At 61.7% G+C, this 14868-nt stretch carries 19 protein-coding genes; 12 read left to right on the top strand and 7 right to left on the bottom strand.

The window, feature by feature from the left end:
• Window positions 1-123: 123 nt before the first annotated feature.
• Window positions 124-282, bottom strand: coding sequence for a hypothetical protein (locus QZ564_RS16945; protein WP_297112493.1), 159 nt, complete (start codon window positions 280-282; stop codon window positions 124-126).
• Window positions 283-459: 177 nt separating this feature from the next.
• Here QZ564_RS16945 and purQ point away from each other — a divergent pair, with 177 nt between their 5' ends.
• From purQ to QZ564_RS16890, 11 genes are all read left to right on the top strand, one after another.
• A complete protein-coding gene (gene purQ, locus QZ564_RS16940) occupies window positions 460-1128 on the top strand; it encodes a phosphoribosylformylglycinamidine synthase subunit PurQ (protein WP_297112491.1) in 669 nt (222 codons plus the stop codon).
• A 10-nt stretch (window positions 1129-1138) separates the two neighbouring features.
• The gene (locus QZ564_RS16935) at window positions 1139-1771 is read left to right on the top strand and encodes a Pr6Pr family membrane protein (protein ID WP_297112488.1); all 633 of its coding nucleotides are present in this window, start codon (window positions 1139-1141) and stop codon (window positions 1769-1771) included.
• A 24-nt stretch (window positions 1772-1795) separates the two neighbouring features.
• Window positions 1796-4033, top strand: coding sequence for a phosphoribosylformylglycinamidine synthase subunit PurL (purL, locus tag QZ564_RS16930; RefSeq protein WP_297112485.1), 2238 nt, complete (start codon window positions 1796-1798; stop codon window positions 4031-4033).
• Between the two features lie 173 nt (window positions 4034-4206).
• Entirely contained in the window at window positions 4207-4803 is a 597-nt protein-coding gene (locus QZ564_RS16925) for a hypothetical protein (RefSeq protein WP_297112483.1), read from the top strand.
• Between the two features lie 89 nt (window positions 4804-4892).
• Entirely contained in the window at window positions 4893-5126 is a 234-nt protein-coding gene (locus QZ564_RS16920; protein WP_297112481.1) for a BolA family transcriptional regulator, read from the top strand.
• A gap of 4 nt (window positions 5127-5130) precedes the next feature.
• Entirely contained in the window at window positions 5131-5451 is a 321-nt protein-coding gene (locus tag QZ564_RS16915) for a DUF6665 family protein (protein WP_297112479.1), read from the top strand.
• Between the two features lie 112 nt (window positions 5452-5563).
• Window positions 5564-5833 carry an HIT domain-containing protein gene (locus QZ564_RS16910; RefSeq protein WP_297112478.1) on the top strand — a complete coding sequence of 90 codons (270 nt, stop codon included), beginning with the start codon at window positions 5564-5566 and terminating at the stop codon, window positions 5831-5833.
• On the top strand, window positions 5830-6456 hold the full coding sequence (locus tag QZ564_RS16905; RefSeq protein ID WP_297112476.1) for an HAD-IA family hydrolase: 627 nt from the start codon (window positions 5830-5832) through the stop codon (window positions 6454-6456). Before QZ564_RS16910 ends, QZ564_RS16905 begins: the two co-directional genes overlap by 4 nt.
• Window positions 6457-6549: 93 nt before the next feature.
• Complete coding sequence (gene grxD / locus QZ564_RS16900; RefSeq protein WP_297112474.1) at window positions 6550-6885, top strand: Grx4 family monothiol glutaredoxin; 336 nt, start codon at window positions 6550-6552, stop codon at window positions 6883-6885.
• 202 nt (window positions 6886-7087) lie between these two features.
• The gene (locus tag QZ564_RS16895) at window positions 7088-8305 is read left to right on the top strand and encodes an MFS transporter (RefSeq protein ID WP_297112472.1); all 1218 of its coding nucleotides are present in this window, start codon (window positions 7088-7090) and stop codon (window positions 8303-8305) included.
• Window positions 8306-8423: 118 nt separating this feature from the next.
• Entirely contained in the window at window positions 8424-9680 is a 1257-nt protein-coding gene (locus tag QZ564_RS16890; protein WP_297112470.1) for a multidrug effflux MFS transporter, read from the top strand.
• Between the two features lie 13 nt (window positions 9681-9693).
• Here the strand turns inward: QZ564_RS16890 and QZ564_RS16885 are convergent, their stop codons facing one another.
• The 5 genes from QZ564_RS16885 to ttcA all read right to left on the bottom strand — a co-directional run bounded on the left by QZ564_RS16885 (window position 9694) and on the right by ttcA (window position 12786).
• On the bottom strand, window positions 9694-10323 hold the full coding sequence (locus QZ564_RS16885) for an ATP-dependent Clp protease proteolytic subunit (RefSeq protein WP_297112468.1): 630 nt from the start codon (window positions 10321-10323) through the stop codon (window positions 9694-9696).
• 46 nt (window positions 10324-10369) lie between these two features.
• Window positions 10370-10711 (bottom strand): SRPBCC domain-containing protein, encoded by a 342-nt coding sequence (locus QZ564_RS16880; RefSeq protein ID WP_297112465.1) that lies wholly within the window; start codon window positions 10709-10711, stop codon window positions 10370-10372.
• Window positions 10708-11022, bottom strand: coding sequence for a metalloregulator ArsR/SmtB family transcription factor (locus QZ564_RS16875; protein WP_297112464.1), 315 nt, complete (start codon window positions 11020-11022; stop codon window positions 10708-10710). The genes QZ564_RS16880 and QZ564_RS16875 overlap by 4 nt, the downstream gene beginning before the upstream one ends.
• Window positions 11023-11099: 77 nt before the next feature.
• On the bottom strand, window positions 11100-11912 hold the full coding sequence (locus QZ564_RS16870; RefSeq protein WP_297112462.1) for an inositol monophosphatase: 813 nt from the start codon (window positions 11910-11912) through the stop codon (window positions 11100-11102).
• Between the two features lie 4 nt (window positions 11913-11916).
• Complete coding sequence (gene ttcA / locus QZ564_RS16865) at window positions 11917-12786, bottom strand: tRNA 2-thiocytidine(32) synthetase TtcA (RefSeq protein WP_297112460.1); 870 nt, start codon at window positions 12784-12786, stop codon at window positions 11917-11919.
• Window positions 12787-12952: 166 nt separating this feature from the next.
• Here ttcA and sbmA point away from each other — a divergent pair, with 166 nt between their 5' ends.
• A complete protein-coding gene (gene sbmA, locus QZ564_RS16860; protein ID WP_297112458.1) occupies window positions 12953-14269 on the top strand; it encodes a peptide antibiotic transporter SbmA in 1317 nt (438 codons plus the stop codon).
• Window positions 14270-14430: 161 nt separating this feature from the next.
• Here sbmA and rpsD read toward each other — a convergent pair.
• A partial coding sequence (gene rpsD / locus QZ564_RS16855) for a 30S ribosomal protein S4 (RefSeq protein WP_297112456.1) occupies window positions 14431-14868 on the bottom strand: 438 nt, incomplete at its 5' end.

Here is a 14868-nt window from a genome sequence, read left to right as displayed (position 1 = left end):
CCAATGATCCGCTCGGCAAAAACCGCCGCAAACAAAAACCCCGCCGCCAAAGCGATGGGGTTCGTCAACAGTCTGAGGGCCGGTCAAGGACCGGCCCTTTTTCCTGTCGACGTGCCGAAGCGCCTAGTCCGGCGCCTTGAAGATCGACGGAACGATCGGCCGCACGCGCGGCAGCTTGGCCGGGCGCGGCTGCGGCTTCATATCGGTCGCCAGATGCGGCTTGCCGTCTTCACCACGCACGGTCATCGGCTTGCCAGGCGATGACGGGGTTTGCTCCTGCATTCGCATTACCTCCCAATGTTGCCATGCTGTTCCAACGCGGCATACCAGCGGAAGTTCCTTCCAATCGCCACATTCTACGGGCATTTCGCCCGCGTCTGCGTGGAGCCCCTTGCCTTTTCGGACAAGACTCACCACAAGGGCCTCGCGCATCCCTGACAGACGAAAAAGGATAGACCGATGAAGGCCGCCGTCATCGTGTTTCCGGGCCTCAATCGCGACCGCGACATGATCGCGGCGCTGACCAAGATCGGGGGCGAAAAGCCGGCAGTGGTCTGGCACCAGGATGCCGACATTCCCGATGCCGACCTGATCGTCATCCCCGGTGGCTTCTCCTATGGCGATCATCTGCGCTGCGGCGCCATCGCCGCCCGTTCACCGATCATGGACAAGGTCCGCGAGCGCGCGGCCAGGGGCACCAAGGTGCTGGGTGTGTGCAACGGCTTCCAGATCCTGATCGAGGCCGGCCTGCTGCCCGGAGCGCTGATGCGCAACACCTCGCTGAAATTCGTGTGCCGCGAGGTCAAGCTCGAAGTCACCAATGCCGATACCGACTTCACCCGCGGCTACACCAAGGGCCAGATCATCCGCTGTCCGGTGGCCCACCATGACGGCAACTACTTCGCCGATGCCGAGACGCTCAAACGTCTCGAGGGCGATGGCCGCGTGGCCTTCCGCTATGCAGAAGGCACCAATCCCAACGGCTCGATCAACGACATTGCCGGCATTCTCAATGAGCAGAAGAATGTGCTCGGCCTGATGCCGCATCCCGAAAACCTCATCGAAGCGGCCCATGGCGGCGACGATGGGCGGGCCCTCTTCGCGTCAGTCCTCAAGCAGGTGGCGTGACGACAAAGGCATGCTCAAACCAGCGCTGACATGGGCGGGACTGCTGCTCGGCGTCGTGGCGCTGGGGCTGCAATTCGCGATCTCCATTCCGGCCTATATGGCCAATGGCATGAGCCTGCCTGCCGCACTGGTGCAGTTTTTCAGCTTCTTCACCATCCTCACCAACATCACGATCACGCTCATCTACCTGTCGGCGCTGGCCGGCTGGTCATGGCTCAGCTGGTTCCGCACGCCCAGGACCCGGGCGATGATGGTCGGGGTGATGATGCTGGTGATGATCTTCTATCACGTGCTGCTGCGCCCGATCTGGCAGCCCGAGGGGCTGTTCCTGGTCTGCGATTACCTGCTGCATTATGCAGCACCGATCCTGTTCGCGCTGTGGTGGGGGATGACGCAAACGCATGGTCAGGTTGACTATGCTGAGGCGCCGATCATGCTCGTGCCGCCAGTTGTCTATCTTGCCTATGTCATGGCGCGTGGCGCCCTGACCAATGCCTATCCCTACCCCACGCTCAACGCGTTCGAACTGGGCTATGGGCAGGTTGCCATCAATGTCGTGATGGTGGCCATCGGCCTCACCATTCTTTATCTCGTCACCATCGGCATCGATCGCGCGCTGGCGCGGCGTCTGGCCATTTCCTGACCTCCTCCCGCAGGGCTCTACTCGATGACTCTTCGCAACGACATCGCCATTACCCCCGATCTGGTCGCCAGCCATGGGCTGAAGCCGGACGAGTACCAGAAGATCCTCGACCTAATCGGACGCGAGCCAACCTATACGGAACTGGGCATCTTCTCGGCCATGTGGAACGAGCATTGCTCCTATAAGAGCTCGAAGAAATGGCTGCGCACCCTACCCACCAAGGGACCGCGCGTCATCCAGGGCCCGGGCGAGAATGCCGGCGTCGTCGATATCGGCGACGGCCAGGCTGTGGTGTTCAAAATGGAGTCCCACAACCACCCCAGCTATATCGAACCCTATCAGGGCGCGGCGACCGGCGTCGGGGGCATTTTGCGCGACGTTTTCACCATGGGCGCGCGGCCCGTTGCGGCCATGAACGCGCTGCGGTTCGGTGCCCCGGACCACGAAAAGACGCGACACCTCGTCTCTGGCGTGGTGGCCGGTGTGGGCGGCTATGGCAATTCCTTCGGCGTGCCCACCGTTGGCGGCGAGGTCGAGTTCGACGCCCGCTACAATGGCAACAATCTGGTCAACGCCTTTGCGGCGGGCCTGGCCGATACCGACAAAATCTTCTACTCCAAGGCCGAAGGCGTCGGCCTGCCGGTGGTCTATCTAGGCGCCAAGACCGGGCGCGATGGCGTCGGCGGGGCCACCATGGCCTCGGCCGAATTCGGCGACGACATCGAGGAAAAGCGCCCCACCGTGCAGGTTGGCGACCCATTCACCGAAAAGCGCCTGCTCGAAGCCTGCCTAGAACTGATGCAGACCGGCGCCGTGATCGCCATCCAGGACATGGGTGCGGCGGGCCTGACCTGTTCGGCCGTGGAAATGGGCGCCAAGGGCGACCTCGGCATCGAACTCGATCTAGACAAGGTGCCGGTGCGCGAAGAGCGCATGACCGCCTATGAGATGATGCTGAGTGAAAGCCAGGAGCGCATGCTCATGGTGCTGCATCCGGAGAAGGAAGCGGCGGCGCGCAAGGTCTTCGAGAAGTGGGAACTGGATTTTGCCACGGTTGGCAAGACCACCGACGATCTCCGCTTCCGCGTGATCTGGCAGGGCGATGAAGTGGCCAACCTGCCGATCAAGGAACTGGGCGATGAGGCGCCGGAATATGACCGCCCCTGGACCGAGCCCAAGGCCCCTACCCCGCTCGCCAAGGATGACGTGCCACAGATGGACGTTGCCGACGCGCTGCTGGCGCTGGTCGGCGGGCACCAGTGCTCGTCGCGTCGCTGGGTCTATGAGCAGTATGATACCCTGATCCAGGGCAATACTATGCAGCGTCCGGGTGGCGATGCCGGTGTGATCCGCGTCGAAGGCCACGACACGAAGGGCCTCGCCTTCTCATCGGACGTCAACCCCCGATACTGCGAAGCCAACCCCTATGAGGGCGGCAAGCAGGCTGTTGCCGAATGCTGGCGTAACCTGACGGCTACGGGTGCCGAGCCACTGGCCGCCACCGACAATCTCAATTTCGGCAATCCCGAGCGACCCGAAATCATGGGCCAGTTCGTCAAGGCCATCGAGGGCATCGGCGAAGCCTGCCGGGTGCTGGAGTTCCCCATCGTTTCGGGCAATGTCAGCCTTTACAACGAAACCAATGGCCGCGGCATCCTGCCGACCCCGACTATCGGCGGCGTGGGCCTGCTGCCGGAATGGGAAAAGAGTGTCGGGATCGGCTTTGTCGCCGAAAACCAGCCTATCCTGTTGATCGGCGGGCCTGCAGCACGCGGCACGCATTTGGGCCAATCGGTCTATCTGCGTGACCTTTTCGGCCGTCGCGATGGCGATGCGCCACATGTGGACCTGGCTGCTGAAAAGAAGACCGGCGATTTCGTACGCAAGCTGATCCGCTCCGGCGTCGTGACAGCCTGCCACGATCTCTCCGATGGCGGGCTGGGTGTGGGGCTGGCCGAAATGGCCGTTGCCGGCGGCATTGGCGCCAATGTGACCGAAGTCGAAGGCAATGATCCGATCCTGACCTTCTTCGGCGAGGATCAGGGCCGCTATGTGGTGACGCTCAATCTCGATCCGCAGGGCGACGAGATTGCCAAGCTTTGGAAGGAGGCCGAGGCCTTGGGCATTTTCGCGCCCTGGATCGGGACGACCGGCGGCTCCATGCTGACGCTGGGCGGCGCCAAGCCTGTGGCAGTGGCAACGCTGAAAGCAGCATATGAAAGCTGGTTCCCCGACTACATGGCCGGCGAACCAAGCCTTTAGTCCACTGGACACCAGCGCAAGCTGCGCCCTACCCTCGTTCCACCAAGGGACGAGGGTGGAAAACCATTGGTTCGGCGCTCAATTGCATCACGCCTGTGCGCCCGCCATATCATCGCCGTTGTTTGGAGTGCTTTGCTCGGCTCAGGCAATCGCGCGTCACCAAGGAGCAGACAATGCAGCACTACCTAATTGCGGCTCTCGCCGCCTTCAGCCTTGTCTTCTCGCCCAGCCTGGCGGCCGCGCAGAGCGTCAATGTCACGCGGTCGATCCTGCCGACCCAGCCCTACACCCTGATTTTTCCAGAGCCCATGGTGGCCAGCGGTGGCGGCGCCGATCCGCTGATCGTCAACCACCCCGACGCACCGCTGCAGTGTGAATTGCAGATCGTACCGGTGGAAGACACCGGCTGGTCGGCCGAGATGGCGCTCGACACCCTGGACGATGCCGCGGTCGCGTCCTCCTGGACTGAAATCATGCCCGGCTTCACCCTCAACAGCAAAGGCACGGCGGCCTATCAGGACGCCACGGCGCTGATCTATGACGGCAGCAGCCCGGAATCGGCGATGGGTGTTCCGCTGACCGTGGTTCATACCGAAACCGTCTCCAATGGCCGCGGCTATGTGCTCGACTGTCTCTATGCCACCGACCAGGCCGCCCAGGCGCGTCCCATCGTGGATTTCATCATTGCCAACTTTGCCACGCGCTCTGATGCCGAATGCTGCATCGGTGTGGAAGTCGCTCCCGACCCGGAGGCGGCGCCGGCGCAATAGGACCGGTTGAAGCCGGGCATTGTGCATGCCATATCAAGGACATCGGCGCGGCCCAACCGCGCCAGTCATTGACCAGCGGGAGACAGCAAATGGCCATGGACGCAAGCGAGATCGAGCGCCGCATCAAGGCCGCTCTGCCCGATGCTCAAATAGAGATCCGTGACCTGGCCGGTGATGGCGACCATTATGCGGCGACGGTGATTTCCGAGCAGTTCCGCGGCAAGTCTCGCGTGCAGCAGCACCAGATGGTCTATGCCGCACTGCAGGGGGATATGGGGGGCGCCCTCCACGCTTTGGCACTCCAGACCAACGTTCCGGACTGATCGCGTGTCGAGCCTGCGCGACTCGCTCGACCTGATCCGCATGGTGCGGCCCGAGGCCGGCACCGCAGCCATAGACCATGAAATCCAGGTCGAACGGGCCAGCTCGCTCGGCGCCGCTGAAAAACGCGTCATCAAGGCCGTCACGGCATTGAAGGCGGGCGCGGACCGCGAGCACTGGCTGGCCGAAGCGCGCGAGGCGGTCTGGGGCTATTTCGTCCAGCGCGAACTGATCGGGTTTCGCCGGCACAATGAGGTCATCGCTGACCTGGGCATTCCAGGCGAGGTGATGAACGGGCTGGGCGCAAGGCCGGCGAAAGCGAGATGACCGCAGACTGCCGGTTCTGCAGGGTCAATGGGCTGATCGAGGATGCCCCGGTCTGCGAGACCAATCAGTTCTACGTGCTGATAAGCAATGATCCCAGCTGCCCGAGGCGGCGATGGTCATTCCCAAGCGCCACAGCGCCTCGCCTTTCGAGATGAACACGGACGAATGGAGCGACCTGCCGCTTGCCTTGGCAGCCGCGCGGGAGAGCCTGGAACAATTCAGCCCCGCCGGATTCACGCTGGGCTGGAATGTCGGCCCGGCGGCCGGACAAACCGTGGGCCATACGCATTTGCATGTCATAGCGCGATTTGAGGACGATCCCATGGCCGGACGAGGCATCAGACATCCACTCAAGCGCCCCGGGCAGGGAAAACCTGCATGACCCGGGCTGTTCTGTTCGACGTCGATGGCGTGCTGATCAACGGCTATCACTCCAATCCCGAACGAGTCGTTCCCTGGGACAAGGATCTGTTGGAAGACGTCGGCATCGACCCGGATCATTTCCGCAAAGGCTTCATTTTCGACGTCTTCATCAAAAAGGTGATCGTGGGCGAAATGGCCCTGATGGACGCGCTTGAAAGGCATCTGCCGGCGCTGGGTTACACAGGTAGCCCAATGGCCTTTGCGCGCTACTGGCTGGAGAAGGACTCGAGTGTAAATCAGCCTGTGCTCGAAGTGGTCCGCAAGCTGCGGTCCGCGGGCGATTGCCAACTCTTCATCGCCACCAATCAAGAGCACATGCGGGCGAACTGGCTTTGGTCCGTTCTGGAACTTGGCGACCTGTTCGAAGACATCTTCTATTCGGCTCGCATCGGCGCCCGCAAACCGGATGCGCGCTTCTACCAATTCGTTGATAGCAAAGTCGGACCGCGCGCCGAGCCGCCTCTGTTCTTTGATGACACAGAGGCAGTGGTTCAGGGCGCGCGCAAGGCTGGCTGGGAGGCGGTACAGTTCGACACCATCAACGATATGACCAATCACCCCTGGGTGAAGGCGCGGCTGTAGCATCCGTGTCGCACTCGACAGCGCCCCGCGCCTATCCTATTTAAGGGCGAATTCAACCGGCCCTTGAACCCGGATTTTTGAAAGGCTCCGCCCATGACCGACATCAACGCCTTTATCGACGACAAGGTGAAGACCAACGACGTGTTCCTCTTCATGAAGGGCTCCCCGGACTTTCCGCAGTGCGGCTTTTCCGGACAGGTCGTGCAGATCCTGAACTATCTCGGCGTCGACTATTCCAGCGCCAACGTGCTCGAAAGCGACGAGCTGCGTGAAGGTATCAAGGCCTATACCAACTGGCCGACCATTCCCCAGCTCTATGTGAAGGGCGAGTTCGTCGGCGGCGCCGATATCGTGCGCGAGATGTTCCAGTCCGGCGAATTGCAGACGCACCTCCAGCAGGCAGGCGTCGAGGTCAAGCAGAGCGCCTGATCGCGTTCTTGTAGAATCGATTTTGGAAGGCCTGGTCGCAAGCGACTGGGCCTTCTGCGTTTTTGGAGGATGGTGCGGCAGATGCGCATGTCGGTGACGCGGCCGCACTCATCACCATTCCTGATCGAACCCATCAGCTATTATCGTTCTGCGTGATGGCAGGACGAGCGTAAGCTTTGTTGACCTTTCGTGAGGCTTTGCCATGACCGTTACCGCCGCTCGCCCCGCCGTTCCCCTGCCGCTGGTCATCATTGCCGGCTGCATCATCGCTGCCATCGGTTTCGGCACCCGCGGCTCGTTTGGCCTGTTCACCCTGCCGGTAACCGAAGACCTCGGCTTCAGCCGCGAGCAATGGGGCATGGCCATGGCCGTGCAGAACCTGGTCTGGGGCATCGCCCAGCCTTTCGCCGGCGGCATGGCGGACAAGTACGGTTCCGGCCGCGTGCTTGCGGCTGGCGGACTGATCTACGCGCTCGGTGTACTCGGCATGGCCTTTTCGCCCGACACGCTGACCATGACGCTCACCGCGGGCGTGGTGACAGGCGTCGGCATTGCCGTGGCCTCCTTCGGCGTGGTCATGGCTGCCTTCGGGCGCGTGGTTCCGGCGGAAAAGCGCAGCTTTGTCTTTGGCATCGCCACAGCCGCCTCCTCGGCCGGACAGTTCATCTTCGCGCCATTGGGCCAGGGCTTCATCTCCGCCTTCGGCTGGCAGATGGCGCTGGTCTGGATCGCAGTGATCCTGCTGCTGGTCATTCCTTTGTCGGCTGCCCTGCGCGGCCGGACCGAGTCGACACCCGGCCAGGCCGACCTGCCCTTCATGCAGGCGCTCGCGCGCGCTTGGGGCCACGGCTCCTACCGACTGCTGGTGATCGGCTTTTTCGTCTGCGGCTTCCATCTGGCCTTCATCAATGTGCATATGCCCGCCTATCTGGTGCAGTGCGGCCTGTCACCGGAAGTCGGCAGCTGGACCATCGCGGTGATCGGTCTGTTCAATATCGCCGGCTCGCTACTTTCTGGCTGGCTCGGCAGCCGCTTGCCCAAGCAGATGCTGCTGGCCTCGATCTACTTCCTGCGGGCCCTGCTGATCGCCGCCTTCCTGCTCATTCCGGTCAGCGAAGTCACCGCCTATGCCTTTGCCGCGGGCATGGGTCTGCTCTGGCTTTCCACCGTGCCGCTGACGGCGGGGCTGGTGACGCTGTTTTTCGGCCCGCGCTATATGGGCATGCTCTATGGGGTGGCCTTCCTCAGCCACCAGATCGGTTCCTTCATCGGCGTCTGGCTGGGTGGCGTGGTCTACGACCAGACCGGCGCCTATGATCTGGTGTGGTATCTGGGCATTCTGCTGGGCCTGGGCTCAGCGGCCATTCACATCCCGATCAACGAGCGAAGCGCCACCAATTTTTCGCTCAACCCGGCCTGAGCGAAGGCCAGCCCTCCATCGGCTTTTGCCGATTGAAGTCTTGCCAAACCCACCCAACAGGTTCATGGTCCGGCCATTCCCCTCGGCCGGCCCCTACCGGCTTTGACGAGTTTCAATCATGTCCGACCATTACACGCGGGTTCTCTCCCGCCCTGAATTCATTGCCCTTATGGCTGCACTGATGGCACTCAACGCTCTGGCCATCGACGTGATGCTGCCCGCCCTGCCCTATATGGGCGAAGCGCTGAACGTTGCCGATGAGAATGAGCGGCAGTTTGTCATTGCCTCCTACATGATCGGCATGGGCGTGGCGCAACTGGCGTTCGGTCCGCTGACCGACCGCTTCGGCCGCCGCGCGCCGCTGCTGGCCGGCATTGGCGTCTATGTGGTGGCGGTGGTTATCGCGGCCTTTGCTCCCAGCTTTACCATGCTGCTGGTGCTGCGCTTTATCCAGGGCCTGGGCGCCGCCAGCGTGCGGGTGATCACCACAGCGGTTGTGCGCGACCGGTATTCGGGCCGCGAAATGGCCGAAGTCATGTCGCTGGTGTTCATGGTGTTCATGGCCATACCAGTGATTGCGCCGAGCATCGGCCAGGTGCTGCTGCTCACCGGGCCGTGGCAGACCATCTTCCTGTTCATGGGCGGACTGGCGCTGGCGTTCTGGATCTGGACCTTTATTCGCCTGCCCGAGACGCTGCCGCTGGATAAGCGCCGCCCCTTGAGCCTCAAGGGCGTGATCGAGGGCTTCCACATCGTCTTCACCAACCGGGTGGCGATCTCCTACGGCCTGGCTGGCATGTTCCTGTTTGCAGCGCTGTTCGGATTCATCAGCTCGTCCCAGCAAATCTATGTCGATATCTATGGGCTTGGCGTCTTTTTCCCGCTGGCTTTCGCAGCCATGGCGGGGCTGATGGCAGTGTCGTCCTTCACCAATTCCCGCGTCGTCAGGCGCCTGGGCATGCGGCGGCTGTCGCACGGCGCCATGCTGACCTTTACCGGTGTATCGGGCATCTGGCTGGCCTTTGCACTAAGCGGCTTCCTGCCACTTTGGCTGTTCTTTGGCCTGCTGTGCATCATCATGTTCTCCTTCGGCTGGTCAGCCTCGAACATGAACTCGCTTTCCATGGAGCCGCTGGGCGCTGTGGCCGGGACGGCCGCCTCGGTCTTCGGCTTTGTCCAGACAGTGGGTGGTGCGCTGATCGGCGGCTATATCGGCCAGCTGTTCAACAACACCACTATTCCGGCCGCTTCCGGTTATGTCTCCATGGGCGCACTGTCTCTGGTTTGCATCTTGATCGCCGAGAGGGGCCGCCTGTTTGGCGTGGGCGAGCAATATGCCGAAACCAAGGGCGAGCCAGTGATGGAGGCGCATTGAGAGCGGTCCAAACTTAACCGTCGGCCCCTGGACCGGGAAGTTCGAACTGGGACCTATGGGCATAGATGTGATCCACAAGGCCCCAGGTTTTGGCCTCGTCGGGTGACATATAGCGGTCGCGCTCAAGCGCGGCCTCAACTTCCTCATAGGTCCTGCCGCAGTGCCTGGCATAGATTTCGTTGGTGCGCCGCTTGAGCCTCAGACTCTCCTCGGCATGGATCATGATGTCGGTCACCTGCCCCTGATAGCCGCCCGAGGGTTGGTGCAGCATCAGCGAAGCGCTGGGCAGGACGGCGCGCATGCCAGCCTCTCCGGCTGCCAGGATCAGCGTCGCCGCGGACGCGGCCATGCCCATGCACAATGTTCCCACTGGCGCGCGGATGAACTGCATGGTGTCGTACATGGCCAGGGCCGAAGTCACCACACCGCCGGGCGAGTTGATATATAAGTATATGGGTTTCTTAGGGTTTTCTGCTTCAAGGAACAGCAGTTGCGCGCTGACCAAGGAAGCCATGTTGTCCTCGATCTGACCATTGAGGAAGATGATCCGCTCGCGCAAGAGGCGCGAATAGATATCGAAAGCGCGTTCGCCACGACTGGAATTTTCGACGACCATAGGGACGAGTTGCATCATGTCGCGCATGGGCGAGCTCCTTGCAGTTCGATGATTTGGGCTAGGGTCCTGGCGGTCAGGCGGCGCGCATGAGCATCGCCGTCTGGGTCTCGTTATTATTGGCGGCCGCTGGAACGGCGGCCGGCCTATGCGTCAGACGAAACCAGGTGCCGCCATCGTCTCGCGGCGTGAGTTCAAAAGTGACGAAGCTCACGTCTGTTTGGACACCTTGGGCGTCCCGCTCCCGCAAACGAAAGGTCACGCTGTTCGGTTCGTCCGCAGTGATGCGTTCGACCTCCGCGTATTCCGGCTTGTCGAGCCAGCGGTCCAGATATTCCGGCACTGTCAGGGCCCGCCAGACCTTCTCGGGAGGTGCATCAAGCGTGGTTTCGAAAACCAGTTCGTCCGTCTCGCTCATTGATCCATCTCCCTGAGCAGGTCCTTGAGATTGTCGATGCGGCTGGGCCAGAAGGCGCGATAGCGCGCCAGCCAGGCGTGGAGCGGTGCAAATCCCTCGGCATTGACGCTGTAATGCGCGTAGCGCCCCTCACGGCGTTCGTTCACCAACCCTGCCCCGCGCAGCACGGCAAGGTGCTGGCTCATGGCCGGCTGGGTGATCGCAAATCCCTCGCGCAGATCGGTAGCCGTAGCCTCCCCCGCCGACAGGCGTTCAAGAATGGCGCGGCGCGTTGGATCGGACAGGACCTTGAAGATTTCGGTTTCGCTCATGCACAACACATAAGCATAGACTTATACGTCGTGGCAAGAGCCTCAACGCGATCGATGGCCCGGCCTGACAGGCCAGATCAGACCGTAAACACCTCACGGCGCAGGGTGGACCAGCTCTCTTCGTTCGGCGCCACCAGCAGCCCGCCTGACACATCGGATGGGCGATAGGGCGATCCATCGAACTTGGCGACATGGGCGCCCGCCTCGCGCATGATCAGCGCGCCGCCGACATGGTCCCAGGGCATGAGCTTGGCATACATCATGAAATGCACATTGCCACCCGCGGCATAGCGATATTCGTGGCCGGCACAGCGGTAATTGGCCAGCATCTTGACCTTGGCCAAATTGCCCATGACCGTGCTGCGCTGTTCCATGGGCAGGAACATGGTCGAGGCGAGGCCGCCCATTTCATCGAGCGGCACAGGGTCGGCGAATTTCTGGCGGATCGACCGGCCATCGGGGAAAATCTGAAACGCGCCGCAGCCGCGTTCGGCCACAAGCACATCGTCCCCAACCGGATCGTAGATGACGCCGGCCACTGTTTCGCCCTTGTCGACCACCGCTGCCATGACCGCAAAGAGCGGCAGGCCGCCGGCAAAATTGGCAGTACCATCAACGGGATCGACGTAAATCACGATTCGATCCTCGAGGTTTGTCTCGAGCAGTTTCGGATTGGCCGCCACCGCTTCCTCGCCGATCACCAGCACATCGGGGCGATGTGCATTGATGGCGGCGGTGATGACCTTCTCGGCACCGACATCGGCCTCGGTGACCAGGTCGAAGGCGCCGGACTTGGTCTGCACGGTGCCTTCATCCAGCCGCCGGAAGCGCGGCATGATCTCCTCCTGTGCAGCCTGTTTCAGGATGGCGGCGAGGCGATCAATGTTCATGGAGCTAGGCGTCCCTTGGCTTTATGGAAAGTGCGGAAAAATCGAACAGGCGCGGGTCGAGCATATGGCTGGGATTGATATTGCCCAGCGCGCGGATCATCACATCCTTGCGGCCCGGCATGGCCTTCTCCATGTCATTGAGCATGGCCTTGGTGACATTGCGTTGAAGCCCATTCTGCGAGCCGCAGAGATCGCAGGGGATGATGGGAAACTGCATGGCATCGGAAAAGCGCTGCAGATCTTCTTCCGCGCAGTAGATCAGCGGGCGCAGCACTTCCAGATCGCCCTCATCATTGACCAGCTTGGGCGGCATGGCGGCGAGCTTGCCGCCATGGAAGAGGTTCATGAAGAAGGTTTCGAGGCTGTCGTCGCGATGGTGGCCGAGAACCAGCGCGGTGCACCCCTCCTCCCGCGCGATGCGATAGAGATTGCCGCGCCTCAAGCGCGAGCAGAGCGAGCAATAGGTCGCGCCCTGGGGCAGCTTGTCGGTGACGATGGAATAGGTGTCCTGATATTCGATGCGGTGGGCGAGGCCGAGCCCGTTCAGGAATTCCGGCAGGATATGCTTGGGAAAGTTCGGCTGGCCCTGGTCGAGATTGCAGGCCAGCAGTTCGACCGGCAAGAGGCCACGCCATTTCAAATCCAGCAGCAGCGCCAGGAGGCCATAGCTGTCCTTGCCGCCGGAAAGGGCAATCAGCCATTTCTCGCCCGGCCGGACCATGGCGAACTTATCCAGCGCCTCGCGCGTATTGCGAATGAGCCGCTTGCGCAGCTTGTTGAACTCCACCGAGCGCGGGGCCTTGGCGAAGATGGGATGCGCACCGGCATCATTGTCATCGACTGGCGTGGCGGGGGCATCCATCACCGCAGACATGGCGAAACTCTCAATAACAGGGTCGCGTAGCTGATAACGCGTCGGCAGCACGATGGAAAGGCCGGGAAGGCAAGGGAAACCTTACCAAAGCTTAACTTCCCGACCTTGTTTCGTGCCGATTGCCACAGTTAGATGACACATCTTCCTGACACCCTGGAGTCTCCCGGTGTTCCGCTCATTCTTCCCCGACCCCAAACTGTTCTTCACCGCCGCCGTCGGCTGGACCGTTCTGACCATGGCCATATGGTTTCTAGCCGGCGATGCCCTAGGCTCCTTGATCAGTCTCGGACCCGTCTTCGGGCGGGTACCGACCGAAGCCGATCCCAATGTGTTCCTGACGCCCGACAAGGTCTGGCTCTATCAATATGTGCTGATGGCCGGGTACCTCTTCTGCATCCCATGGTACTGGATCGGCAATAATCGCCGCTGGTACTGGTGGTCGGTAGTCGGCAGCGTCACCATTGTCGAGGTCGTGTTCTTCGACGTCCAGATCGGCGCCTGGATGAATTCCTGGTATGGCGAGTTCTACAACATGCTCCAGGGGGCGCTCTCCAACCCGGGCAGTGTGCCGCTCGAGCAAATCTACGGCGAACTCTCCACGGTGCTCTATGTGCTGGTGCCGCGCATCGCGGTTCTGGTGCTCAACGCCTTCTTCATCGCGCACTATCTCTTCCGCTGGCGCCGGGCGATGACCTTCTTCTACATGAGCCACTGGCCCAAGCTGCGCGGCGTGGAAGGCGCTTCCCAGCGTATCCAGGAGGACACCCAGCGCTTCGCCAATATCGTTGAGGGCCTGGCCGTAGCCCTGGTCAGCTCGATCATGACGCTGCTGGTCTTCCTGCCGCTGCTCTGGGAGCTGTCGCAGAACATTACCGAGCTACCGCTGATCGGGCCCGTCGACGGCGGCCTGGTCTGGGTGGCGCTGATGTCGGCCATCGCCGGCACGGTGTTGCTGGGCCTTGTCGGCATCAAGCTGCCGGGCCTGGAATTCCAGAACCAGCGCGTTGAAGCGGCCTTCCGCAAGGAACTCGTCTATGGCGAGGACAACCACCAGCGCGCCCGGCCGCTCAGCACCAAGGAATTCTTCCTGGGTGTGCAGCGCAACTATTTCCGGCTTTATGCGCACTATCTCTACTTCAACGTGGCGCGCTATGTGTACCTGCAAGGGGCCAATTTCGTGCCGCTGATCGCCATGTCGCCCTCTATCGCCGCAGGCGCCCTGACGCTTGGACTGTTCCAGCAGGTCAACAATGCCTTCGGTCAGGTGGAGGATTCCTTCCGCTTCCTTGCCAATTCGTGGACGACGATCATCTCGCTGATCTCGGTCTACAAGCGCCTGCGGACCTTCGAGGCCAGTATCCCGCACGATGCCGTCTCGGGCGTCGACTATGACGATCCGCGTTATGTCGGTACCGACACCGAGTTCGAACCGCTGCCGACCGACCGCGACGGTGGAGCCGAAGGTTTGCCAGCGGGGGTTTAAGGTGAAGGCAAGGGCGGGATCGAAGCATCTCGCCCCTGCCCGTCATTTGGTCGTCACAGTGCCGTCCTTGGCTGTCCGTGGCATCTCCGCCAATCATCGCGAAGCAAAAAGGGCCGCTCCCGAGGAGCGGCCCTTTCCAATTCGGTGGTCTGTCGTCGCGATTAACGCGAGTAGAATTCGACGACCAGGTTCGGTTCCATCTGGACCGGGTACGGCACGTCCGACAGGGCCGGGACGCGGACATAGGTCGCGACCTGCTTGTTGTGATCGACTTCGATATAGTCGGGCACATCGCGCTCGGCGAGCTGGTTGGCTTCGAGAACCACTGTGAGCTGCTTGGAGCGCTCGCGCACTTCGATCTTGTCGCCGACCTTGACCTGGTAGGACGGGATGTTGACGCGCTTGCCGTTGACCATGACGTGGCCATGGTTGACGAACTGGCGGGCAGCGAACACGGTCGAGACGAACTTGGCGCGGTAGACAATGGCGTCCAGACGGCTCTCGAGCAGGCCGATCAGGTTTTCACCGGTGTCGCCCTTGCGACGGTTGGCTTCTGCATAAAGACGCAGGAACGCCTTTTCCGTGATCGAGCCGTAATA

The organism is uncultured Devosia sp., from assembly GCF_913055165.1.
GTDB lineage: Bacteria > Pseudomonadota > Alphaproteobacteria > Rhizobiales > Devosiaceae > Devosia.
Note: the sequence above shows the minus strand (reverse complement) of the source record. Positions and strands in the feature narration are given on the sequence as shown.

Excerpts from the sequence above, each read along its gene's own strand:
- grxD (WP_297112474.1), top strand. The coding sequence starts at position 6,550 with ATGACCGACATCAACGCCTTTATCGACGACAAGGTGAAGACCAACGAC.
- QZ564_RS16945 (WP_297112493.1), bottom strand. The coding sequence starts at position 282 with ATGCAGGAGCAAACCCCGTCATCGCCTGGCAAGCCGATGACCGTGCGT.
- QZ564_RS16910 (WP_297112478.1), top strand. The coding sequence starts at position 5,564 with ATGGTCATTCCCAAGCGCCACAGCGCCTCGCCTTTCGAGATGAACACG.
- QZ564_RS16905 (WP_297112476.1), top strand. The coding sequence starts at position 5,830 with ATGACCCGGGCTGTTCTGTTCGACGTCGATGGCGTGCTGATCAACGGC.
- QZ564_RS16880 (WP_297112465.1), bottom strand. The coding sequence starts at position 10,711 with ATGAGCGAGACGGACGAACTGGTTTTCGAAACCACGCTTGATGCACCT.
- QZ564_RS16895 (WP_297112472.1), top strand. The coding sequence starts at position 7,088 with ATGACCGTTACCGCCGCTCGCCCCGCCGTTCCCCTGCCGCTGGTCATC.
- ttcA (WP_297112460.1), bottom strand. The coding sequence starts at position 12,786 with ATGTCTGCGGTGATGGATGCCCCCGCCACGCCAGTCGATGACAATGAT.
- QZ564_RS16935 (WP_297112488.1), top strand. The coding sequence starts at position 1,139 with ATGCTCAAACCAGCGCTGACATGGGCGGGACTGCTGCTCGGCGTCGTG.
- QZ564_RS16885 (WP_297112468.1), bottom strand. The coding sequence starts at position 10,323 with ATGCGCGACATGATGCAACTCGTCCCTATGGTCGTCGAAAATTCCAGT.
- QZ564_RS16890 (WP_297112470.1), top strand. The coding sequence starts at position 8,424 with ATGTCCGACCATTACACGCGGGTTCTCTCCCGCCCTGAATTCATTGCC.
- QZ564_RS16875 (WP_297112464.1), bottom strand. The coding sequence starts at position 11,022 with ATGAGCGAAACCGAAATCTTCAAGGTCCTGTCCGATCCAACGCGCCGC.
- QZ564_RS16870 (WP_297112462.1), bottom strand. The coding sequence starts at position 11,912 with ATGAACATTGATCGCCTCGCCGCCATCCTGAAACAGGCTGCACAGGAG.
- purL (WP_297112485.1), top strand. The coding sequence starts at position 1,796 with ATGACTCTTCGCAACGACATCGCCATTACCCCCGATCTGGTCGCCAGC.
- purQ (WP_297112491.1), top strand. The coding sequence starts at position 460 with ATGAAGGCCGCCGTCATCGTGTTTCCGGGCCTCAATCGCGACCGCGAC.
- QZ564_RS16925 (WP_297112483.1), top strand. The coding sequence starts at position 4,207 with ATGCAGCACTACCTAATTGCGGCTCTCGCCGCCTTCAGCCTTGTCTTC.
- QZ564_RS16920 (WP_297112481.1), top strand. The coding sequence starts at position 4,893 with ATGGCCATGGACGCAAGCGAGATCGAGCGCCGCATCAAGGCCGCTCTG.